Source organism: Bradyrhizobium nivariense, assembly GCF_029846695.2.
In the GTDB taxonomy this organism is placed as follows: Bacteria; Pseudomonadota; Alphaproteobacteria; order Rhizobiales; family Xanthobacteraceae; genus Bradyrhizobium.
The window spans coordinates 22488-42989 of sequence record NZ_JARWCR020000045.1 but is presented as its reverse complement, the minus strand read 5'-3'; the positions used below and the strand labels follow the sequence as shown (position 1 = coordinate 42989).

Annotated in this window: 19 protein-coding genes; 8 read left to right on the top strand and 11 right to left on the bottom strand. The window is 65.6% G+C overall.

Features of this window, described 5'->3' with window-relative positions:
* Positions 1-11 precede the first annotated feature (11 nt).
* A complete protein-coding gene (gene ppdK, locus QCM77_RS29625; RefSeq protein ID WP_279666656.1) occupies positions 12-2762 on the bottom strand; it encodes a pyruvate, phosphate dikinase in 2751 nt (916 codons plus the stop codon).
* On the opposite strand from ppdK, the gene QCM77_RS29620 reads away from it, so the two are divergent.
* Positions 2743-3105: a hypothetical protein gene (locus QCM77_RS29620; RefSeq protein WP_279666657.1), complete on the top strand. Its 363-nt coding sequence runs from the start codon at positions 2743-2745 to the stop codon at positions 3103-3105. The genes ppdK and QCM77_RS29620 overlap by 20 nt on opposite strands.
* Here the strand turns inward: QCM77_RS29620 and QCM77_RS29615 are convergent.
* Positions 3102-3257 carry a DUF3096 domain-containing protein gene (locus QCM77_RS29615; RefSeq protein ID WP_007594951.1) on the bottom strand — a complete coding sequence of 52 codons (156 nt, stop codon included), beginning with the start codon at positions 3255-3257 and terminating at the stop codon, positions 3102-3104. The two genes, QCM77_RS29620 and QCM77_RS29615, sit on opposite strands and share 4 nt — an antisense overlap.
* A gap of 224 nt (positions 3258-3481) precedes the next feature.
* On the opposite strand from QCM77_RS29615, the gene QCM77_RS29610 reads away from it, so the two are divergent.
* The gene (locus QCM77_RS29610; protein WP_279666658.1) at positions 3482-3835 is read left to right on the top strand and encodes a DUF1236 domain-containing protein; all 354 of its coding nucleotides are present in this window, start codon (positions 3482-3484) and stop codon (positions 3833-3835) included.
* A gap of 255 nt (positions 3836-4090) precedes the next feature.
* On the opposite strand, the gene glyS is transcribed toward QCM77_RS29610, so the two are convergent.
* From glyS to QCM77_RS29580, 6 genes are all read right to left on the bottom strand, one after another.
* On the bottom strand, positions 4091-6190 hold the full coding sequence (gene glyS / locus QCM77_RS29605; protein WP_279666659.1) for a glycine--tRNA ligase subunit beta: 2100 nt from the start codon (positions 6188-6190) through the stop codon (positions 4091-4093).
* On the bottom strand, positions 6190-7137 hold the full coding sequence (locus tag QCM77_RS29600) for a glycine--tRNA ligase subunit alpha (RefSeq protein WP_279666661.1): 948 nt from the start codon (positions 7135-7137) through the stop codon (positions 6190-6192). Before QCM77_RS29600 ends, glyS begins: the two co-directional genes overlap by 1 nt.
* Positions 7138-7401: 264 nt before the next feature.
* A complete protein-coding gene (locus QCM77_RS29595; RefSeq protein ID WP_279666742.1) occupies positions 7402-7593 on the bottom strand; it encodes a hypothetical protein in 192 nt (63 codons plus the stop codon).
* Between the two features lie 116 nt (positions 7594-7709).
* Positions 7710-8618, bottom strand: coding sequence for a S49 family peptidase (locus QCM77_RS29590; RefSeq protein ID WP_279666662.1), 909 nt, complete (start codon positions 8616-8618; stop codon positions 7710-7712).
* Between the two features lie 214 nt (positions 8619-8832).
* On the bottom strand, positions 8833-9600 hold the full coding sequence (locus tag QCM77_RS29585) for a tRNA1(Val) (adenine(37)-N6)-methyltransferase (RefSeq protein ID WP_279666664.1): 768 nt from the start codon (positions 9598-9600) through the stop codon (positions 8833-8835).
* The gene (locus QCM77_RS29580) at positions 9593-9820 is read right to left on the bottom strand and encodes a putative signal transducing protein (RefSeq protein WP_007594964.1); all 228 of its coding nucleotides are present in this window, start codon (positions 9818-9820) and stop codon (positions 9593-9595) included. Before QCM77_RS29580 ends, QCM77_RS29585 begins: the two co-directional genes overlap by 8 nt.
* 131 nt (positions 9821-9951) lie before the next feature.
* Here QCM77_RS29580 and QCM77_RS29575 point away from each other — a divergent pair, with 131 nt between their 5' ends.
* From QCM77_RS29575 to QCM77_RS29555, 5 genes are all read left to right on the top strand, one after another.
* Complete coding sequence (locus QCM77_RS29575; protein ID WP_007594965.1) at positions 9952-10959, top strand: polyprenyl synthetase family protein; 1008 nt, start codon at positions 9952-9954, stop codon at positions 10957-10959.
* Between the two features lie 314 nt (positions 10960-11273).
* The gene (locus QCM77_RS29570) at positions 11274-11789 is read left to right on the top strand and encodes a winged helix-turn-helix transcriptional regulator (protein ID WP_279666670.1); all 516 of its coding nucleotides are present in this window, start codon (positions 11274-11276) and stop codon (positions 11787-11789) included.
* A 1-nt stretch (position 11790) separates the two neighbouring features.
* The gene (gene fabF / locus QCM77_RS29565) at positions 11791-13053 is read left to right on the top strand and encodes a beta-ketoacyl-ACP synthase II (RefSeq protein ID WP_279666672.1); all 1263 of its coding nucleotides are present in this window, start codon (positions 11791-11793) and stop codon (positions 13051-13053) included.
* A gap of 44 nt (positions 13054-13097) precedes the next feature.
* Positions 13098-13730 carry a LysE family translocator gene (locus tag QCM77_RS29560; protein ID WP_279666674.1) on the top strand — a complete coding sequence of 211 codons (633 nt, stop codon included), beginning with the start codon at positions 13098-13100 and terminating at the stop codon, positions 13728-13730.
* Positions 13731-13737: 7 nt separating this feature from the next.
* A complete protein-coding gene (locus tag QCM77_RS29555) occupies positions 13738-14610 on the top strand; it encodes an alpha/beta fold hydrolase (protein ID WP_279666675.1) in 873 nt (290 codons plus the stop codon).
* Positions 14611-14687: 77 nt separating this feature from the next.
* Here the strand turns inward: QCM77_RS29555 and QCM77_RS29550 are convergent, their stop codons facing one another.
* The 3 genes from QCM77_RS29550 to QCM77_RS29540 form a co-directional block, all read right to left on the bottom strand.
* Positions 14688-15572, bottom strand: a complete 885-nt coding sequence (locus QCM77_RS29550; RefSeq protein ID WP_279666677.1) for a 4-(cytidine 5'-diphospho)-2-C-methyl-D-erythritol kinase — start codon at positions 15570-15572, stop codon at positions 14688-14690.
* An 86-nt stretch (positions 15573-15658) separates the two neighbouring features.
* Positions 15659-17461 (bottom strand): tetratricopeptide repeat protein, encoded by a 1803-nt coding sequence (locus QCM77_RS29545; RefSeq protein ID WP_279666679.1) that lies wholly within the window; start codon positions 17459-17461, stop codon positions 15659-15661.
* A 338-nt stretch (positions 17462-17799) separates the two neighbouring features.
* A complete protein-coding gene (locus tag QCM77_RS29540) occupies positions 17800-19461 on the bottom strand; it encodes an electron transfer flavoprotein-ubiquinone oxidoreductase (RefSeq protein ID WP_279666681.1) in 1662 nt (553 codons plus the stop codon).
* A 135-nt stretch (positions 19462-19596) separates the two neighbouring features.
* Here QCM77_RS29540 and QCM77_RS29535 point away from each other — a divergent pair, with 135 nt between their 5' ends.
* Positions 19597-20403 (top strand): uracil-DNA glycosylase, encoded by an 807-nt coding sequence (locus tag QCM77_RS29535; RefSeq protein ID WP_279666683.1) that lies wholly within the window; start codon positions 19597-19599, stop codon positions 20401-20403.
* Positions 20404-20502: the final 99 nt, after the last annotated feature.

The window sequence follows — 20502 nt, the reverse complement described above, 5'->3', positions numbered from 1 at the left end:
CGCCGCTTAGCTTACGCCTGGCTCGCGATCGCCTTGCCGAGCGCGGCTTGCGCGGCGGCGAGGCGGGCGATCGGGACGCGATAGGGCGAGCAGGAGACGTAGTCGAGGCCGATCGCGTGGCAGAAGGCGACGGAGGCGGGATCGCCGCCGTGCTCGCCGCAGATGCCGACCTTGAGCGAGGCGCGCGTCTTGCGGCCGCGCGCGACGCCGATCTTGACGAGCTCGCCGACGCCTTCCTGGTCGAGCGCCACAAAGGGATCGACCGACATGATGCCCTTCGTCACGTAGGGACCGAGGAAGCTCGCCGCGTCGTCGCGGCTGATGCCATAGGTCGTCTGCGTGAGGTCGTTGGTGCCGAACGAGAAGAACTCGGCACTCTCCGCGATCTCGGCCGCGAGCAGGCAGGCGCGCGGCAGCTCGATCATGGTACCGACCTGATAGGCCAGCTTGGTGTTGGTGTCGCGCATCACCGCCTTTGCGGTGGCGTCGATGCGCGCCTTGACGAGGTCGAGCTCCATCTTGGTGGCGATCAGCGGCACCATCACCTCGAGGCCTACGGCCTTGCCGGTGCGCTTCTCGGCCTCGACCGCCGCCTCGAAGATCGCGCGTGCCTGCATCTCGGCGATCTCGGGGTACGCGATCGCGATGCGGCAGCCGCGGAAGCCGAGCATCGGATTGAACTCCGAGAGCTCGCGCGCGCGGTCTGCCAGGCGCCGCGGGTCGGTGTTCATGGCGCGCGCCACTTCCTCGACCTCGGCATGGGTGTGCGGCAGGAATTCATGGAGGGGAGGATCCAAAAGTCGGATCGTGACGGGCAGGCCCTTCATGATCTCGAACAGCTCGACGAAGTCGGCGCGCTGCATCGGCAGCAGTTTTGCCAGCGCAGCGCGGCGCGACTGCTCGTCCTCGGAGAGGATCATCTCGCGCACCGTGCGGATGCGCGTCTCCTCGAAGAACATGTGCTCGGTACGGCAGAGCCCGATGCCTTCCGCGCCGAACTTGATCGCGGTGTGCGCGTCCTCCGGCGTGTCGGCGTTGACGCGCACGCCGAGCTTGCGGACCTGGTCGGCCCATTTCATCAGCGTGCCGAACTCGCCGGACAGCTCCGGCTCGATCATCGGCATGCGGCCGGCGAGCACCTGGCCGAGCGAGCCGTCGATGGTGATGACGTCGCCGGTCTTGAAGCTGCGCGAGCCGATGCTCATGGTGCCGCGGCCGTAATCGACACGGACAGTGCCGCAGCCGGAGACGCAGGGCTTGCCCATGCCGCGTGCGACCACCGCAGCATGCGAGGTCATGCCGCCGCGGGTGGTCAAAATGCCTTCGGCGGCGTGCATGCCGTGGATGTCTTCGGGGCTGGTCTCGATCCGGACCAGAATCACCTTGCGTCCGTCGGCTTGAAGCTTGGCCGCCTCGTCCGAGGAGAACACGATCTCGCCGGAGGCCGCACCCGGCGAGGCCGGCAGGCCGGTCGCGATCACGTCGCGCCTGGCGTTGGGATCGATGGTCGGATGCAGCAGCTGGTCGAGCGAGGCGGGGTCGATCCGCGCCACCGCTTCCTTCTTGGTGATCAGGCCTTCATTGGCGAGCTCGACCGCGATGCGCAGCGCCGCCTTGGCGGTGCGCTTGCCGCCGCGGGTCTGCAGCATCCAGAGCTTGCCCTGCTCGACCGTGAACTCCATGTCCTGCATGTCGCGATAGTGCTTCTCGAGCAGCGTGTAGATCCGCGTCAGCTCCTTGAAGGCCTCCGGCATCGCCGATTCCATCGACGCCTTGTCGGAGCCGGAGTCCTTCCGGGCCTCCTCGGTGATGTCCTGCGGCGTGCGGATGCCCGCCACCACGTCCTCGCCTTGCGCGTTGATCAGGAACTCGCCGTAGAGCTTGCTCTCGCCGGTCGAGGGATTGCGGGTGAAGGCAACGCCGGTCGCCGAGGTCTCGCCCATGTTGCCGAACACCATGGCCTGCACGTTGACCGCGGTGCCCCAGGATTCCGGAATGTCGTGCAGCCTGCGGTAGGTTACCGCGCGGGCGTTCATCCAGGATGAAAACACCGCGCCAATCGCGCCCCAGAGCTGGTCGTGCGGATCCTGCGGAAAATCCCTGCCGGTTTCGCGCGCGACTGCGTCCTTGTACTTGCCGACCAGATCGACCCAGTCGTCGGCGGAGAGATCCGTGTCGAGCGTGTAGCCCTGGCTGTCCTTGAAGGTGTCGAGGATCTCCTCGAAGTGATGATGCTCGAAGCCGAGCACCACGTCCGAATACATGGTGATGAAGCGGCGATAGCTGTCATAGGCGAAGCGGCGATCGCCCGACAGCTCCGACAGCGCTTCCACGGTCTCGTCGTTGAGGCCGAGATTGAGCACGGTGTCCATCATGCCCGGCATCGAGGCGCGGCCGCCGGAGCGCACGGAGACGAGCAGCGGGTTCCTGGAATCGCCAAAGATCTTGCCGGTCAACTTGCCGACATGGTCGAGCGCTTTCTCAACCTGCGACTGCAATTCCTTCGGGTAGGACTTGTCGTGCGCGTAGAAATACGTGCAGACCGAGGTCGGGATGGTGAAGCCCGGAGGCACCGGCAGGCCGAGATTGGCCATCTCGGCGAGGTTGGCGCCCTTGCCGCCGAGCAGGTCGCGCATCTCCGCCTTGCCCTCGGCCTTGCCGTCCCCGAACGTGAACACCCACTTGCCGGCCTTGGCCGTAACAGGCGCGGCCTTGGTTGGTGCAGCTTTGGCTGGCGCAGCCTTGCTCGGTGCCGGCTTCACGGCGACCTTCGGCGCAACCGGCTTCGTCGGTGTCTTTGAAACAGCCTTGGAAGCAGACTTGGAAACAGTCCTGGCGGCAGGCTTCACAGCCGGCTTGGCAGCGGATTTCACAGCGGCCTTGGCAACGGCCTTGACCACCGGCTTCGGGGCGCTCTTGGCAAGTGCCTTACGGGCCGCCGGCGCGGCTTTCGTCTTGGGGGAGGACTTTGATTTCGCTGGTATTTTCGAGGCGGCTTTGGCCATAGCTTGCACACAACCTGCGAGAGGAATGGGTAATTGCGCGCCTTACACCACTTTGGGCAGGCCCGCGCAAGTCGAAGAGTTCCGCAGAATGAAGGCCTAGAGATGGAGCCACTTCAATAATCCGAGCCCGATCGCACCATTTATGATGAGAAAAATCGCGACGATCAGGTTCAGGAGGCGCGGCATGATCAGGATGAGCACACCCGCAAGCAGCGACAGGATTGGCGAGATGTGGGCGACGGTGATGTGCATGAACTGTCTTTCCGTGGGGTGGGGGCGAATCGCGGCGGGATCATAGCGGACCGGGTTCCGCGGGTAGAGACGCACTGGGGGATGCGCGAGTTCCCGGCTCCGCGAAAACTGCCCGAAAATGCCGCGAATGCGGCAGGTCTTTTCCGGAACATCGCGAGGACGCATGCATTGGCAACCGGTCGCGCCACTCGCGCTTCCCGAAAACCTTCTCGAAGGAGTTGCCCATGCGGAACAGGATTCTTGCTCTTGCAGCGCTCGCGGCCGCGATCGGCTCGCCCCTTGCGGCGCAGGCGCAAAGCAGCGTCACGGTGGGACGCGCGCCCGTCGTAGTCGACAGCGGCCCGACGATTGCGGTCGAACAGCGGCCGGCTTTCCGTGACTATGTCGTCGAACAACGTGTGCCGACGTTCCGTATCCCGGATCGCGTGGTGGTCGGTGCCACTTTACCCGAAAGCGGCGTCACCTATTATGACGTGCCGCAACGTTTTGGCGCCACCACCTATCGCTACACCGTCGTGAACGGCGAGACCGTGCTGGTCGAGCCGCGCTCGCGGCGCATCGTCGAGGTGATGGACTAACAACGCTCTAGATGTCCGGCGCGTCATATCAGGCTGGCGCGAGCAGTGTTATCGGACATCAGGCCCCGTCCGGTCTTCCCCCCGCCGGGCGGGGTTTCCTTTGTGCTTCGTGTGCGGGTGCTCTCGTGTCCCGGACGCGACGCAGCGCGTAGCGTTGCGGCGCAGAGCCGGGACCCAGAATCTTTTTGCGGCGGCATGGGCCCCGGCTCAGCAGCGCACCGCTAAGAAGCGCTGCGCTGCGTCCGGGGCACGAGATCAATCCTGGATCTTCGAAAAATCCGCCACCGCGCGCGTGGCGCTGCGGATTTCGTTGAGCAGCTTCAGGCGGTTCTCGCGCACCTTCGCATCGTCGTCATTGACGCGGACCTTGTCGAAGAACGCATCGACCGGCGGGCGCAGCTTCGCCATCGCGCTCATCGCGGCGGCAAAGTCTTCCTTCGCGACGGCGGCACTGGCTTCCGCCGCCACCTCGCCGATCGCCTTGGCCAGCGCCTTCTCCTCGCCAAGGCTGTAGAGCGCAGCATCCGGGGCGCCCTCGAATGTCCGCTTGTCCTTCTTCTCCTCGATGCCAAGGATGTTGCTCGCGCGCTTGATGCCGGCGAGCAGGTTCTTGCCGTCGTCAGACTCGAGGAATTTGCCCAGCGCCTCGACGCGGCGGACAATCATGAGCAAGTCGTCCTGGCCGCCGAGCGCGAACACGGCGTCGACGAGATCGTGCCGCGCGCCCTGCTCGCGTAGCTGGACCTTCAGGCGGTCGGCGAAGAAGGCGAGCAGATCGCTCGGGAGCTTCTGCGCATCCGCAGGCTTCACCGACGAGCCAGCTAGCGCGGACGCAGCCACCTTCATCAGCGACAGCCGAAGCGCATTCTCGACAATCAACCGGATCACGCCCAACGCCGCGCGACGCAACGCATACGGATCCTTCGACCCCGTCGGCTTCTCATCAATCGCCCAGAAGCCAACGAGCGTGTCGAGCTTGTCCGCGAGCGCCACTGCGACGCTCACCGGATCGGTCGGCACGCGATCAGCGGGGCCTTGCGGCTTGTAGTGCTCCTCGCAGGCGGCGGCGACCGAGGCGTCCTCGCCCTGCGCGAGCGCGTAGTACTTGCCCATCAGGCCCTGCACTTCCGGAAACTCGCCGACGACTTCGGTCAGCAAGTCCGCCTTCGCCAGATGTGCAGCGCGCGTCGCCTTGGCGACATCGGCGCCGACCAGCGGCGCGATCTCGGCGGCCAGCCGCTCGATCCGCTTGATGCGCGCGGCCTGGGTGCCGAGCTTCTCGTGGAACACAATCTGCTCGAACTTCGGCAGGCGATCTTCCAGCTTGGTCTTCAGATCCGTCTCATAGAAGAACTTCGCATCCGACAGGCGCGGGCGGATCACGCGCTCGTTGCCGGCGACGATGGTCTTGCCGCCGTCGGCCGCCTCGATATTGGCGGTGAGGACGAACTTGTTGGTCAGCTTGCCCGTCTTGGAATCCCTGACGACGAAGCACTTCTGGTTGTTGCGGATGGTGGCGCGGATCACCTCTTCCGGGATCGCGAGATACTCTTCTTCGAACGATCCCATCATGACGACCGGCCATTCGACCAGGCCGGAAACTTCGTCCAGCAGCACCTGATCCTCGACCAGTTCGAACCCCTGCGCGAACGTCAGCTCCTTGGCGTCGGCAAATATGATGTCCTTGCGCGCCTGCGGATCGAGAATGACCTTGGCAGCCTTCAGCTTCGCTTCGTAGTCTTCGAAGCGGCGTACAGGAATCGCGTCAGGCGCCATGAAGCGATGGCCGTAGGTGGTCTGGCCCGTCTCGATGCCGTCCACCGAGAATTTGACGACGTCTGGCTCTTCGGTCTCGGGCCCGAACGTCGCGGTGATCGCGTGCAGCGGGCGCACCCAGCTCAGCGATCCCGGTTTTCCGGAGCGCGCGCCCCAGCGCATCGATTTCGGCCAGGGGAAGGTGCGGATGATCACGGGGAGGATTTCCGCGAGCACGTCGATCGCATCGCGGCCGGACTTTTCGATCAGCGCGATGTAGAAGTCGCCCTTCGGGTCGCGCTGGATCTTGGCCTCGTCGAGCGATGTCAGACCCGTCGCTTTCAGGAACCCCTGCACGGCCGCATCGGCCGCGCCGATTTTCGGTCCGCGGCGTTCGGTCTTCAGATCGGGCTGGCGCGCGGGGATGCCGTGCACGGTGAGCGCAAGACGCCGCGGCGTCGCGAACGCCTTGGCGCCCTCGTAAACGAGGCCTTCGGCAACCAGCTTGTCGGTGACCATGCGCCGCAGATCGTCCGCCGCCTTGGCCTGCATCCGCGCGGGGATTTCTTCCGAGAACAGTTCGAGCAACAAATCAGGCATCAGGCCGCTCCACCGGCTTCGGTGTGTATCCAGGCCTCGCCGCAAGCCTTTGCCAGGTCGCGCACGCGAAGAATATAGCTCTGCCGCTCCGTCACCGAGATCACGCCGCGCGCGTCGAGCAGGTTGAAGACGTGGCTCGCCTTGATGCACTGGTCATAGGCCGGAAGCGCCATCAGATGCGCCTCGCGCTTGCCGGACTCCGAATTTTTTTGCCAACCTGCGTCGAGATATTTCCTGCAGGCAGATTCCGCCATCTTGAACTGCTCGAACAGCATCGCGGTGTCCGCGACTTCGAAATTGTGCTTCGAATATTCCCGCTCGGCCTGCAGGAACACATCGCCATAGGTGACCCTGGCGTCACCGTCGCGGCCGTTGAAGTTGAGGTCGTAGACCCGATCGACGCCCTGCACATACATCGCGAGGCGCTCGAGCCCGTAGGTGAGCTCGCCCGCGACCGGCGCGCATTCGACACCCGCGACCTGCTGGAAATAGGTGAACTGGCTGACTTCCATGCCGTCGCACCAGCACTCCCAGCCGAGGCCCCAGGCGCCCAGCGTCGGGCTCTCCCAGTCGTCCTCGACGAAGCGGATGTCGTGCACGGCGGAATCGATGCCGATCGCGGCGAGCGACTTCAGGTACAGCTCCTGAAGGTTCGGCGGCGACGGCTTCATGATCACCTGGAACTGGTAGTAGTGCTGCATCCGGTTCGGGTTCTCGCCGTAGCGGCCGTCCTTGGGCCGGCGCGAGGGCTGCACATAGGCCGCGTTCCAGGGCTTTGGCCCGAGTGCGCGCAGCGTGGTCGCCGGATGGAAGGTACCCGCACCCATCTCCATGTCGTAGGGCTGCAGAATCACGCAGCCCTGCTCGGCCCAGAACCGCTGGAGCGCGAGGATAAAGCCCTGGAACGAGCGTTCCGGGCGCATATGGGCGGGCAAGGAGGCGTCCATCGTCAGATCAGGCTCTCGCGGGGGTTTGAATCGCGCGGGACCGTATCGACGGCAGGGGTGGGAATCAAGGCACGGCTGGGTTCTTAGCCTCTCCCGCTTGCTTGCGGGAGAGGTCGGCGCTCGCCGGGCGATGCGAAGCATCGTCCCGAGAGCGCCGGGTGAGGGCTCCATCCTCAGGGGCGGTCTCGCTTGTGGAGACACCCCCTCCCCAACCCTCCCCCGCAAGCAAGCGGGAGAGGGGGCGCACCGTGACTGCGGAGAGAGCTAACCCGGCCGATAGGCTCCGGTGACGGGGTCCTGTTTCAGCGTCTGGATGGCCCCGCTATGGGCGGCCTCGGCGACGCGCGAGAGGCGCATCTCCTCGAGCTCCTGGTTGATCCTGACAGCGGTCTTGTAGGCCCAGCGGACCACGGCAAGCCCGCCCAGAACGCCCGCGAATGCGACGAACGGCGGCATCGGTCGATCCTTGTTCAATGCTCAGCCCCCACGCGCATTCTTGCGCAGACCGGGCCGCGCCGCAATTGGCTCAGCTTCAAGTCTCCTTGGGACCAAATGGCGCGGGAGGGCGCCGCCTAGAACCCGAATTTCGCCCAAATCGCGCGCGTCTCGACCGCCGAGATCAAATCGTCCGGCAGACCGGCCAATGATTCCAGGGCCGAAAGCTGCCCCGCGCCGGGCGATTTCCGGCCCAAAAGGCTGGAGAGCAGACCGGTCGGCTGGGCAATCACGGGGGTGAGAACCTGCTCGCCATAGCGGGCACGAAGAGTTGAGCGGAGATCGCCGATACTGTCGGCGAGCCCCAGCGCGATCGAGCTCTCGCCGGCCCAGTATTCGCCCGTGAACAGGGTGTCGTCGTTGCCCTTCAACCGCGCGCCGCGGCTCTCCTTCACCAGCGCGATGAAGATCTGGTGGATCTCGCGCTGGAGCGCTTTCAGCTTGGCGACGTCGTCGGGGTTTTCAGGAAGGAACGGGTCGAGCATCGCCTTGTGCACGCCGGCGGTGTAGAGGCGCCGCTCGATACCGAGCCGCTTGATCGCCTCCTGGAAACCAAAACTGCCGCCGACCACGCCGATCGAGCCGAGGATCGAGGATGGATCGCAGATGATCTCGTCGCCGGCGCAGGCGATCATGTAGCCGCCGGACGCCGCGACGTCCTCGACGAATACCAGCACCGGCAGCTTCTTCTCCGCCGCGAGCTGCTTGATGCGCAGATAGATCTGGCGCGACTGCACCGGCGAGCCGCCGGGCGAATTGATCACCAGCGCCACCGCCTTGGCGTTGCGCATCGAAAACGCCCGCTCAAGCACCCGCGCGAGGGTCGCGAGCGTCATGCCCGGGCGCAACGGCGTCACCGCGCCGATCACACCGGACAGCCGCACCACCGGCACCACGGGCGTGCCGGGACGGAAGCGCGCCGGCAGATATTGCATGAGCTTGTCGGCCAGGCCGGAACTCTCACGATCGTTCAATTGTTCGGCCATGCCGTTACCTCTGATTAACCATTTCTTATCACGCGACTGTCATTGGAAGGGCCCGGAACGTGTTTTGCAGAAACTCCGTTGAGAGGCTGCAATGGGCCAGCGGAGAACACCATGAAAATCTATCTGCTGTTGCTGCTGATCGGTGCGCTGTTCATGGCGATCCGCCTGACGTCTCCGCAAGAGCAGCAGTCGGAATCGCTTCCCCAGTAAGCCGTCACGACTCAGCCAGCGGCAACACCGCCCTTCCCTCCAGGATATCCCTCACCTCGTTGTTCGGCGCGCCTGGCCCGTCGTTGAGCATGAGCCCCGGCAGCACGCGCGTCGGAGCCCGGCCGCCCTTGACTGCGCGCACCAACACGCGGATCGCCGGCCGTGCCGCCTCGCCATGAAGCGGCAGGATCGCGAGACTTCCGAAGCCGCGTGACAGCGCTGCCAAAACTTCGGCGATCCCATCTGCGCGCCAGATCAGGGTCAGCGCGCCATCCGATCGGAGGATGCGCCGCGCCGCATGCACCCACGCATTCAACGTCTCCTCGGTCGCTACATGCGCGATCTGGCGCGCCTGATCGGGCGAGCCGCGATGGCGAGCGGGATCGTTGAAAGGCGGATTCATCAGCACCACGTCGACGCTGTCGGGCGCGAGCCCGCTCGCCGCGAAGGCCTGCGCATCCGCCGTGACGTCGAGCACGATCGTCTCGGCGGCAATCGCATTCGCCGCCGCATTGGCGCGCGCGAGCACCGCCAGCTCCGGATCGATCTCGACCAGGCCGAGCCTGATCCCCGCCACGCGCCGGGCGAGCGCCAGCCCAGCCGTGCCGATGCCGGCGCCAAGGTCGACCACGCGGTCGCCCGCCCTCGCCTCCGTCGCCGCCGCGAGCAAAATGGCGTCGTGCCCGGCGCGATGGCCGGACCGCTTCTGCTTCAGCCGCAATTGCCCGCCGAGAAAGGCGTCCTCGGTGAGGTCTGCCAGCGCTTCACTCATCGCCGCGCAGTTCGTGGCTGAGGCCGGCCTCGGTCAGAAGCTGTCGGGCCTCGAGGGCGTCGTCCTCATGCACCAGGATCCGCCGCGGCAAAATGCCGAGCGAGCCCTCGATGATGCTCATGTTCTGGTCCAGCACCAGATGATGGATGTTGGCGCCGTCGAGCAGCGCGCCGATCGCCGACACCAGCACCATATCGTTGGTCCGAACCAGTTCTCGCAAAATACAGGCCTCCTGCCTGACGGGGGTTGAGCGGCAATGTCAATGGTTCCACGGCCCTTGCCGCATCCCCGTCCAGTTTCTATTGTCTTTCCATCAGAATAGCCCTTCCGGGGCAAATATTGGAGACCGGCGTGGCCGTCATCGTACCTTTCGAAACTCCCGGCGCGTCGATCGAAGAGCTGGTTGCCCTTGTCGCCGGTGACATGGAGCGCGTCAACGCCACGATCCTGTCGCGGACCGGTTCGGACGTGACCATGATCCCGGAGGTCGCCAACCATTTGATCTCCTCCGGGGGCAAACGACTGCGGCCGATGCTGACGCTGGCCATGGCCAACCTCGCGGGCTACACCGGCGACGGCCATATCAAGCTCGCGGCAAGCGTCGAGTTCATGCATACCGCCACCCTGCTCCATGACGACGTCGTCGACGAGAGCGAGATGCGCCGCGGCAAATTGTCGGCGCGCATGCTCTGGGGCAATGAGGCGAGCGTGCTGGTCGGCGACTTCCTGCTCGGCCAGGCCTTCCGCATGATGGTCGAGGTCGGCTCGCTCCGTGCGCTCGACATTCTCTCCGCGGCCGCTGCGACCATCGCCGAGGGCGAGGTGATGCAGCTTGCCGCCGCCAAGAACACCGCGACCACCGAAGACGAATATCTCGCCGTGATCCGCGGCAAGACCGCCGAGCTGTTCGCCGCCGCTTGCGAGGTCGGCCCCGTGATCGCCAACCGCCCGAAGGCGGAACAGACCGCCTGCCGCTCGGTCGGCATGAATCTCGGCATCGCGTTCCAGCTCGTCGACGACGTGCTCGACTATGGCGGCAAGAGTGCCAAGCTCGGCAAGAACACCGGCGACGATTTCCGCGAGGGCAAGATCACGCTGCCCGTCGTGCTCGCCTTCCGCCGCGGCAACGACACCGAGCGCGCCTTCTGGATCCGCGCGCTTGAGCGCGGCGAGATCGGCGACACCGACCTCGACCACGCCATCGGGCTGATGAACAAGCATCGTGCGCTCGAAGACACGCGGAGCCGCGCCCAGCACTACGGCGCCATGGCGGTGGATGCGCTGGCGCTGTTCCCGTCCTCGCCGATGAAGAGCGCGCTGGAGCAGGTCGTGGCGTTCTGTCTGGCACGGTCGCATTAGGCGACAGCCTGACGCCGTTTCTGATTTTCGCACCACCGCCAGCTCCGTCATCCTAAGGCGCGAATGGCGCGATGCACAGCATCGCGCCGGCAGCCTCGAAGGATGAACGGCCGAGATGCAGCCGGGGCCGTCGCCCTTCGAGGCCCGGCGAGCGACGCTGTTGCGTCGCTCGCCTCACACCTCAGGGTGACGGTGATACGCAAGAGCTCGCTGCACTCAGGGACCCAGGTCGGTCCTCTTGCGGTCAACTCTCCCCCGCACCTGCTGCCGCCCACTGACTTGCATTTTGCAAGTTAGCTCCCTACCTTCCCACCATGCAGCCCAAATCCCCCTCCATCCTGGAATGCCCGGTCGGCCGCGCCGTGGAGACGGTCGGCGAATGGTGGAGCCTTTTGATCCTGCGGGATGCGTTCCAGGGCGCAACAAAGTTCGACGAATTTTCGCAAAGCCTCGGGATCGCGCCAAACATCCTGTCGCGGCGTCTTGCCCATCTCACCCAGAGCGGCATGTTCGTCCGCCGCCGCTATCACCAGCGGCCGCCGCGTTACGAATATGTGCTGACGGACAAGGCGCGGGATTTCTTTCCCGTGATCGTCGCGCTGCTCGCCTGGGGCAACAAGCATCTCGCGCCGAAGGGCGAATCCATCCTGCTGGCGAATCGCGACGATATTCATCCGTTCGATCCTGTCGTGGTCGACGCTGCCGACATGCGGCCGATCACGCTCGCCAATGCGGTCGTCATCGCTGGTCCCCGCGCCAGCCGCGGGATGCGCCAACGGCTCACTTTGCTCAAGGCCATGAACCCGGCCATCGCGCCGGTGGGAGACTGACATGCGTCGTATCGTCGTGACGGGAATGGGCGCGGTGTCGCCGCTCGGCTGCGGTGTCGAACTGTCCTGGCGCCGGCTGCTCGCCGGCCAAAGCGGGCTGCGCCCGCTGCCGGAATGGTCGCAGGCGCTGCCCGCGCGCATTGCCGGCCTCGTGCCCGGCAAGGCCGATGACGCGGACGGCGGCTTCGATCCCGCGCAGGCCGCCGCGCCGAAAGACCAGCGCAAGATGGACCGCTTCATCCTGTTCGCGCTGCTCGCCACCGCGGAAGCGGTTGCGCAGGCCGGATGGACGCCGCAGGACGCGGCGGCGCAGGAACGAACCGCGACGATCATCGCCTCCGGCGTCGGCGGTTTTCCGGCGATGGCGGAGGCGGTGCGCATCACCGAACAGCGCGGCCCGCGCCGGCTGTCGCCGTTCACGATCCCCGCCTTCCTCGCCAATCTCGCGGCCGGCCACGTCTCGATCAAATACGGCTACAAGGGTGCGCTGGGCACACCGGTCACGGCCTGCGCCGCCGGCGTTCAGGCGATCGGCGATGCCGCGCGCATGATCCGCGCGGGCGAGATTGATGTGGCGATCTGCGGCGGCGCGGAGGCCTGCATCGACATCGTCAGCCTCGGCGGCTTTGCTGCGGCCCGCGCACTGTCGAGCTCCTTCAACGACGAGCCGGCGCGCGCCTCGCGCCCGTTCGATCGCGACCGCGACGGTTTTGTCATGGGCGAAGGCGCCGGCATCCTGGTGATCGAGGAGCTGGAGCATGCATTGGCGCGCGGCGCGACGCCGATCGCGGAGATCGTCGGATACGGCACGACCGCGGACGCCTATCACATGACATCGGGTCCGCCCGATGGCGACGGCGCTCGGCGCGCCATGGAGATCGCGCTCCGGCAGGCGAAGCTTGCGCCCGCGGATTTGCAGCACCTGAACGCGCACGCGACGTCGACGCCGGCCGGCGACGAGAGCGAGCTTGGCGCGATTGCCGCGCTGTTCGGCCGTAGCCGCGGCATTGCCGTGAGCGCGACCAAATCGGCCACCGGCCATCTGCTCGGCGCCGCCGGAGGGCTCGAGGCGATCTTCACCGTGCTCGCCTTGCGCGACCAGATCGCGCCGCCGACCCTCAATCTCGAAAACCCTGATCCGGGGGCGGACGGCATCAACATCGTCTCCGGCGCGGCCCGGCCGATGCCGATGCTCAACGCCATCTCCAACGGGTTCGGCTTCGGCGGCGTGAATGCCAGCGTGATCTTCCGCAGGATCGGCTAGGCAAGAGGGCTTGCAATCGCGGCAAGCTGCGCTACGAAAACAGGATGATCGAAACGAATTTCTGGCTGTTCCTGGCCGCAGCTTTCCTCATTGCCGCCGTTCCCGGCCCCGGCATTTTCTACGTCGCGGCACGGACCTTGTCGGAAGGGCGCGCCAGCGGTTTTGCATCGACCGCGGGCACCGCGCTCGGCGGGCTGTTTCATGTGGTCGCGGGCAGCCTCGGCATCTCCGCGATCATCCTTGCCAGCGCCGAGCTGTTTGCCGCCGTGAAATTTGTCGGCGCGCTCTATCTGGTCTGGCTCGGCATCAGGACTTTTCGCAGCGCCAGCCGCGCGCTGTCATTCGACAGCGAGCCCGTCGGCGACAAGCGCGCCTTTCGCGACGGCGTGCTGGTCGAGGCGCTGAACCCGAAGACCGCCGCATTCTTCCTCGCCTTCATTCCGCAGTTCCTTGACCCGGCGGGATCGAACCCGACGCTGCAATTCATCATGTTGGGTGCGACCTCGGTGACGCTGAACACGCTCGCCGATATCGTGGTGGTGCTGATGGCCTCCGCGACACGCACGCAACTGATCGGACGGCCGCATCTGATGCGGCGTCTCACGCAGGGCTCCGGCGTCTTCATCGCGGGCCTCGGCCTGTCGCTCGCGCTGGCGCGGCGGCCCGTGAATGGATAGCTCCACGATGCCCGCCCCGCAAAGCCGCTTCTATGAATCGCACGGCCTGCGGCTGCACTATGCCGACTGGGGCAACGACAGCGCCCCCGTCGCCGTCCTGGTCCATGGCGGCCGCGATCATGGCCGGAGCTGGGACCTCATCGCCCGGTCGCTGCAGCCGCATTTTCACGTGCTCGCACCCGACCTGCGCGGTCACGGCGATTCCGACTGGACCAGGGGCGGAAGCTACGCGCTGACGGAGTATGTCTACGATCTCGCCCAGCTCGTCGGTGCCATCGCAGCGCCTCAAGTGACTCTCATCGGTCATTCCATGGGCGGCATGGTCAGCCTGATCTTTACAGGGTCATTCCCCGAACAGGTCTCGAAGCTGGTCGTGCTCGACGGTGTGACAATGTTGCCGGATACATCAAAACCGCCGGCGCATGAGCGCATCAGCAAATGGGTCGGCCAGCTCGACAAGCTGCACGACCGCGCACCGCGCCGCTATTCGACCCTCGAAGACGCGGCGGCGCAGATGGTCCTTCACAACAAGCGGCTGTCCCGCGACCTCGCGCTGCATCTCGCCACCCACGGCGCGCGGCAGAACGAGGACGGCACCTATAGCTGGAAGTTCGATCCCTACCAGCGCGCCTCTGCGCCGCACCGGCTCTGGCCGGACGATCACATCGCGTTGTGGTCGCGCATCACCTGTCCGACGCTGCTCTTGAATGCCGGCGAAAGCTTCCTGGCTGGCGCGAGGGCCACGGGCCTGGAGCGCTATTTCCCGCAGGCGCGCGTCGAGACCATCGCTGGCGCCGGACACTGGCTGCAACATGACAAGCCGCAGGAAGTGTTGGCTGAGATCCGGAAGTTTCTCGGGCTGGCCGATGAGGGCGGTTAGCTCAGACTCGTAGCCCGACGAAGAATCCCGGATATCGCTTCGCTGATCCGGACTACGATTCGTCGCCGAGGAAATATTTAGCTCAACGTCCCCGCGTGCACCCACCAGCCGGAGTGATCCCTGCGGATCTTTTCGGCAGCGGCATGCGCCTCGGCGGCCGCGCCATAGATCGCAAAGCACGTCGCACCCGAGCCGGACATGCGCGCGAGCTTGACGCCGGCGGAGCCACGCAAGGCTTCCAGCACGTCGCCGATCACCGGCTCGATGCGCATCGCGGGGGCTTCGAGATCGTTGGCGACGGTCTCGAGCGTGTCGACCCAATCGGCAATGGAGGCGCCCTCGTCCGGCCAGGCCGGAGCGTCGAGGACGGAGGTGGCGCCGACCAAAAGTTCGCCGTTGCGCAGGCCCAGCGCCTTGAACACATCCTTGGTCGCGACCGGCACGCGCGGATTCACCATCACGCAGGGCATGCTCGGCAGCATCAAGGGCAGCAGCTGCTCGCCAACACCGGTCATGTCGCAGGCGCGCGAGAACAGACACACCGGCACGTCGGCGCCGGTCGCGAGCGCGACCTTCTGGAGCCGCGGATCGTCGAGCGACAGATTGTTGAGACGCGCCAGCAGCCGCAGCGCCGCCGCGGCGTCAGCCGAGCCGCCGCCGATGCCGGCCGCGACGGGGAGCACCTTGTCGAGCGCGAAGGCGCCCAGCTTCAGGTTCGGCACGGCGTCGGCCAGGAGCTTGGCTGCCTTGAATACGAGATTGTCGGCCATATCGCCGCAGGCCGCCGCCAGTGGCCCCGTAGTGGTGAGCTTCAGCTCGCCGCCGGGCTCCAGCGTCAGCCGGTCGGCGCAGTCGGCAAAGGCGACGACGCTTTCGAGATCATGATAGCCGTCGGCACGACGGCCAACCACGCGAAGGCTCAGATTGACCTTCGCGCGCCCTTCTTCAATGAACGCCGGCATTGGCGACACGCCCCCAGAACTTAATTCTTCCTTCGCACGATCTTACCGGAAAACCGCTACACACAGTTCCGGATCATGCCCTCAGCTCAGCCGCCCTTGCCGTCGTCCTTCTTCTTCTCCTTCTCCGCCTGCGCAGCCGAGGAGTTCGAATTGTCGTCGGTCATACCGTTTGCGATCTTGGCCTCGATCTTCGGAAGCTCATCCGGCTCGGGCTTGAGATCGCGGGCGTGCGCCCACTGGAACTTGGCTTCCAGCGTGCGGCCGACGCGCCAATAGGCGTCGCCAAGGTGGTCGTTGATGGTGGGATCCTCGGGCTTGAGGTCGATCGCGCGCTCGAGGTTCTTCACCGCATCCTCGTAATTGCCGATGCGGTAATAGGCCCAGCCGAGGGAGTCGACGATGTAGCCGTCGTCCGGGCGCTGCTCGACGGCCCGCTTGATCATCTTCATGCCTTCGTCGAGATTGACGCCCTGGTCGATCCAGGAATAGCCGAGATAGTTGAGGACGTGCGGCTGGTCGGGCTGCAGCTCGAGCGCCTTCTTCATGTCGGCTTCGGCCTTGCCCCATTGCTTGGAGCGCTCCTCGCAGATGCCGCGATAATAGTACCAGACGCTGTTGGCCTTGTCGTTGCCGGCCGGCAGCACGTCGACGCCTTGCGAATAGGTCGCGCCGCATTCGCCGAACTTCTTGCGGCCGCGCTCGATGTTGCCGAGCGCCATAATGGCTTCGAGATCCTTGGAATCCTCAGTGGTGACGCCCTTGAGGATCTTGATCGCCTCGTCGGTGCGGTCTGCGGAATCCAGATCGATGGCGAGCTGGATCTGCGCGTTGCGCTTGAGCGGCGAGGACGACGGCACCCGCTCATAGACCTTGATCGCCATCTGCGGCCGCTTCACCGATTCATAGAGATCGGCGAGCGAGAGCAGCGCCAGGGGATGGGTGGGCTGGAGGTAGAGCGAGAGCTGGAGATAGACCAGCGCCAGATCCTCGCCGCCGCGGCGGGTCAGCGTGGCGCCAATGCCGTAGAGCGCTTCGGCGGCGCCGGCTTGCGCGGAATCGGCCAACGGCGGCATCTTCTTGCCGGCCTTGGTGTCGCGCAGGCCTTCCACGATCAACGGATGGCGGGCGAGCTTCTTGTCGAACGCCTGGTAGACGGTGGTCGCGGCGGCCGAGTCCTTGTTGCGCGACAGCCAGCGCGCATAGGCCTCGGTGACGCGCAGCATGGAATCGTCGAGCTTGTAGGCGCGCTCGAACCTTGTGCCCGCGTCTTTCTCCTTGCCGGAGAGTTCGAGGATCATGCCGGCGTGGAGGTCCTTGAACAGCGGATACCATTCCGGGCCGGCCAGCTTGTCGATGGTGGCGACGCCGCCCTTGGCATCGCCGGCACCATAGGCGGCCCAGCCCGACAGCAGCGTGGCGACGAGATCGGTGATCGGGCCGCGGATCGACTGGTTGATGTTGGTCTGCGCGGTCGCGTACTTCTTGAACTTGAGATCGTGCACGCCGACGACGAGGCGCGCAACGCGGTTGGTCTTGTCGATGGTGAGGATGCGCTCGGCGAGCTTGACGGCCTCGTCGATGTCACCGTCGGCGACCGAGGAGATGAAGGCGCGGTCGAGCAGCTCATTGTTCTTTGGATCGGAACGCAGAGCGGAGCGGTAGAACGCGGCGGCGGAGGCCGCGTCGCGCTCGACGCTGGCATGGCGGGCGGCGAGATAGCTGCCGGAGGTGGTCAGCGCCTTCAAATCGTTTCGGGTCGGAAACTGCGCCGCCGTGTCGGACGGATGATCCGGCGTCTGCGCCAGGACCGCGCCGGGGACCGTCGCGATCGCTGTGCCCATGAGGGCGATGGCGGCAACAGTCCAGCGGTTGAAACGATTTGAAAGCATCAGGGCTCGCCTTGAGTTGGTAGTGCCTGGGTTTGCAGCAAAAGGCCGTATCGCATGCGAACGCGGCCGGTGGCATCGGGACCCGGAACCGTCAGGCCGACAATGCCGCTTTTGGCGCTTCACCGCAAGGATTCGGGCCGGGCGATCGCCTCCGCCCGCCCCAAATCGGCCAAGTGACCGGTCAAGAGCGCCCCAAGACGCTGCTAGTATGGCCTTATCGTGGCCGCGGACCGCAACCGCGGCCCGGTCCTCACGCGATCGTGCGTCACAATGCTTCGGTCACGTAACCTTAGTCACATTGAGCCTTGGTCACATCGGTCGTGGCTTGGCGACCCCGCTTACATCGCCTCGTAGTTCGGGCCGCCGCCGCCCTCCGGGGGAACCCAGGTGATGTTGCCGTTGGGGTCCTTCACGTCGCAGGTTTTGCAGTGGACGCAATTCTGGGCGTTGATCTGGAAGCGCGGGCTCGAACCCTCCTCGATCCACTCGTAGACGCCGGCCGGGCAATAGCGATTCGAGGGGCCGGCGAACACGTCGTGCTCGGAGGTCTTCTGGAGGTTCATGTCCGTGACCTTGAGATGGACCGGCTGGTCCTCCTCATGATTGGTGTTGGACAGGAACACCGAGGACAGCTTGTCGAAGGTGATCTTGCCGTCAGGCTTCGGGTAGTTCTTCGGCGCATGGCTCTTGGCCGGATCGAGCGTGGCGCGATCGGGCTTCGCATGCGACTGGGTCCCGAACAGCGAAGCGCCGAACAGCGTGTTGCACCACATGTCGAAGCCGCCGAGCGCGACGCCGAGCACGGTGCCGAATTTCGACCATAGCGGCTTGACGTTGCGGACCAGAAACAAATCCTTGCCGACCGAGGAGGAGCGCCAGGCGTTCTCGTAGTCGACGATCTCGTCGTTGGCACGCTCCGCGGCGAGCGCCGCCGCGACATGCTCGGCAGCAAGCATGCCGGTGCCCATCGCATTGTGCACGCCCTTGATGCGGGGAACGTTGACGAAGCCGGCTGCGCAGCCGATCAGCGCGCCGCCGGGGAAGCTCAGTTTTGGCACCGACTGATAGCCGCCCTCGGTGATGGCGCGCGCGCCATAGGCGAGCCGCTTGGCGCCCTCGAAGGTGCCGCGGATCGAGGGGTGCGTCTTGAAGCGCTGGAACTCGTCGAACGGCGACAGATACGGATCGTCGTAGTTGAGATGCACGACGAAGCCGACGGCAACGAGATTGTCGTCGTAGTGATAGAGGAACGAGCCGCCGCCGGTCTTCAGATCGAGCGGCCAGCCGAACGAATGCTGGATCATGCCCTTCTGGTGCTTGCCGGGATCGATCTGCCAGACTTCCTTCAGCCCGATGCCGAACTTCGCCGGCTCACTGTTGGAGTCCAGCGCGAACTTGGCGATGAGCTGCTTGGTCAGGCTGCCGCGGGCGCCTTCGGCGAACAGCGTGTACTTGCCGAGCAATTCCATGCCACGGGTAAAGGAGTCCTTCGGCTTGCCGTCGCGGCCGATGCCCATGTCGCCGGTGGCAATGCCCTTCACCGCGCCCTGCTCGTCATAGAGCACTTCGGCGGCGGCAAAGCCCGGATAGATCTCGACGCCGAGGGCCTCTGCCTTGCGCGCGAGCCAACGGCAGACATTGCCGAGCGAGCCGATATAGCAGTGATGATTGTCCATCAGCGGCGGCATCATGAAGTTCGGCAGCTTGATCGCGCCGCCGCCCGTCATCCAGTAGAAGCGGTCGTCCTTCACCTGTGTCTTCAGCGGGCAGTCGGAATCCTCGCGCCAGTCGGGAACGAGTTTGTCGAGCCCGGCCGGATCGATCACGGCGCCGGAGAGAATATGCGCGCCGACCTCGGAGCCCTTCTCCACCACGACGACGTTGAGATCGGCGTTGAGCTGCTTCAGCCGGATCGCCGCCGCCAGGCCCGAGGGGCCGGCGCCGACGATGACGACGTCGAATTCCATGGATTCGCGCGGGGGAAGTTCTTCGGTGCTCATCTGATCTCAGCCCTTGAGACGGTCCTTGGTCGATTGCGCCCTCTTGTTTCCGATTTTTCCGGGTAGGACAACCTCGGAATCGCGTTCCGCCGGGGTGCACGGCGCCCCAAACTGATTTAAAGTCCGACTTTCCAAATGATCCCCGAACCCGCACCCACCGTCCGAGACCTTCTCGCCTTCTATCTGGAGGCGGGTGTCGATTGCGCGCTCGCGGAGGAACCGTTCGACCGCATGGCCGAGGCGGACGCCCCGCCTCCGGCCCCGCGCGCGGCACCTCCGGTCGAGGCACCGCGGCCAGTCGCCGCGCCGGCGGTGATGCGCGGCGAGGCGGCGCCCGCGCCCGACATCGCGATCGCCTCGGCGCGCGAGGCTGCGCGCGCCGCGCCGACGCTGGAGGCGCTGCGCGAGTTGATGCAGAGTTTTGACGGCTGCGCGCTGAAGCACACGGCGACACGATTGGTCTTCGCCGACGGCAATCCGCAGGCGCGCATCATGTTCGTCGGCGAGGCGCCGGGCCGCGACGAGGACATCGAGGGGCTGCCCTTCGTCGGGCGCAGCGGCAAGCTGCTCGATTTGATGATAGGAGCCATAGGCCTCAACCGCACCACCGCCTACATCGCCAACGTGATTCCCTGGCGGCCGCCCGGCAACCGCACGCCGACGCCGCAGGAGACGCAAATCTGCCTGCCCTTCATCCAGCGCCAGATCGAGCTGGTGAATCCGGATATGCTGGTGACGCTCGGCAATCCCTCGACGCAAACCCTTCTCTCGACCCGCGAAGGCATCATGCGCACCCGCGGGCGCTGGTTCGACTACGAGACCGGCGCGCGCACCATCCGCGCGCTGCCAACCTTCCATCCGGCCTATCTGTTGCGCTCGCCATCCTACAAGCGGCTGGCCTGGCAGGATCTGCGCGCTGTCGCGAAGGTGCTGGCGGGATAGTCCTCTCGTGTCCCGGACGCGATGCAGCGCGATAGCGCTGCTTCGCAGAGCCGGGACCCAGACTGCCGCAACATGGGCCCCGGCTCTGCAGCGCATCAC

Bases quoted from the DNA above. Each gene is read 5' to 3' on its own strand.
- QCM77_RS29615 (WP_007594951.1), bottom strand. From the start codon at position 3,257: ATGCACATCACCGTCGCCCACATCTCGCCAATCCTGTCGCTGCTTGCG.
- QCM77_RS29610 (WP_279666658.1), top strand. From the start codon at position 3,482: ATGCGGAACAGGATTCTTGCTCTTGCAGCGCTCGCGGCCGCGATCGGC.
- glyS (WP_279666659.1), bottom strand. From the start codon at position 6,190: ATGCCTGATTTGTTGCTCGAACTGTTCTCGGAAGAAATCCCCGCGCGG.
- QCM77_RS29600 (WP_279666661.1), bottom strand. From the start codon at position 7,137: ATGGACGCCTCCTTGCCCGCCCATATGCGCCCGGAACGCTCGTTCCAG.
- QCM77_RS29595 (WP_279666742.1), bottom strand. From the start codon at position 7,593: ATGCCGCCGTTCGTCGCATTCGCGGGCGTTCTGGGCGGGCTTGCCGTG.
- QCM77_RS29590 (WP_279666662.1), bottom strand. From the start codon at position 8,618: ATGGCCGAACAATTGAACGATCGTGAGAGTTCCGGCCTGGCCGACAAG.
- QCM77_RS29585 (WP_279666664.1), bottom strand. From the start codon at position 9,600: ATGAGTGAAGCGCTGGCAGACCTCACCGAGGACGCCTTTCTCGGCGGG.
- QCM77_RS29570 (WP_279666670.1), top strand. From the start codon at position 11,274: ATGCAGCCCAAATCCCCCTCCATCCTGGAATGCCCGGTCGGCCGCGCC.
- fabF (WP_279666672.1), top strand. From the start codon at position 11,791: ATGCGTCGTATCGTCGTGACGGGAATGGGCGCGGTGTCGCCGCTCGGC.
- QCM77_RS29560 (WP_279666674.1), top strand. From the start codon at position 13,098: ATGATCGAAACGAATTTCTGGCTGTTCCTGGCCGCAGCTTTCCTCATT.
- QCM77_RS29555 (WP_279666675.1), top strand. From the start codon at position 13,738: ATGCCCGCCCCGCAAAGCCGCTTCTATGAATCGCACGGCCTGCGGCTG.
- QCM77_RS29550 (WP_279666677.1), bottom strand. From the start codon at position 15,572: ATGCCGGCGTTCATTGAAGAAGGGCGCGCGAAGGTCAATCTGAGCCTT.
- QCM77_RS29545 (WP_279666679.1), bottom strand. From the start codon at position 17,461: ATGCTTTCAAATCGTTTCAACCGCTGGACTGTTGCCGCCATCGCCCTC.
- QCM77_RS29540 (WP_279666681.1), bottom strand. From the start codon at position 19,461: ATGAGCACCGAAGAACTTCCCCCGCGCGAATCCATGGAATTCGACGTC.
- QCM77_RS29535 (WP_279666683.1), top strand. From the start codon at position 19,597: ATGATCCCCGAACCCGCACCCACCGTCCGAGACCTTCTCGCCTTCTAT.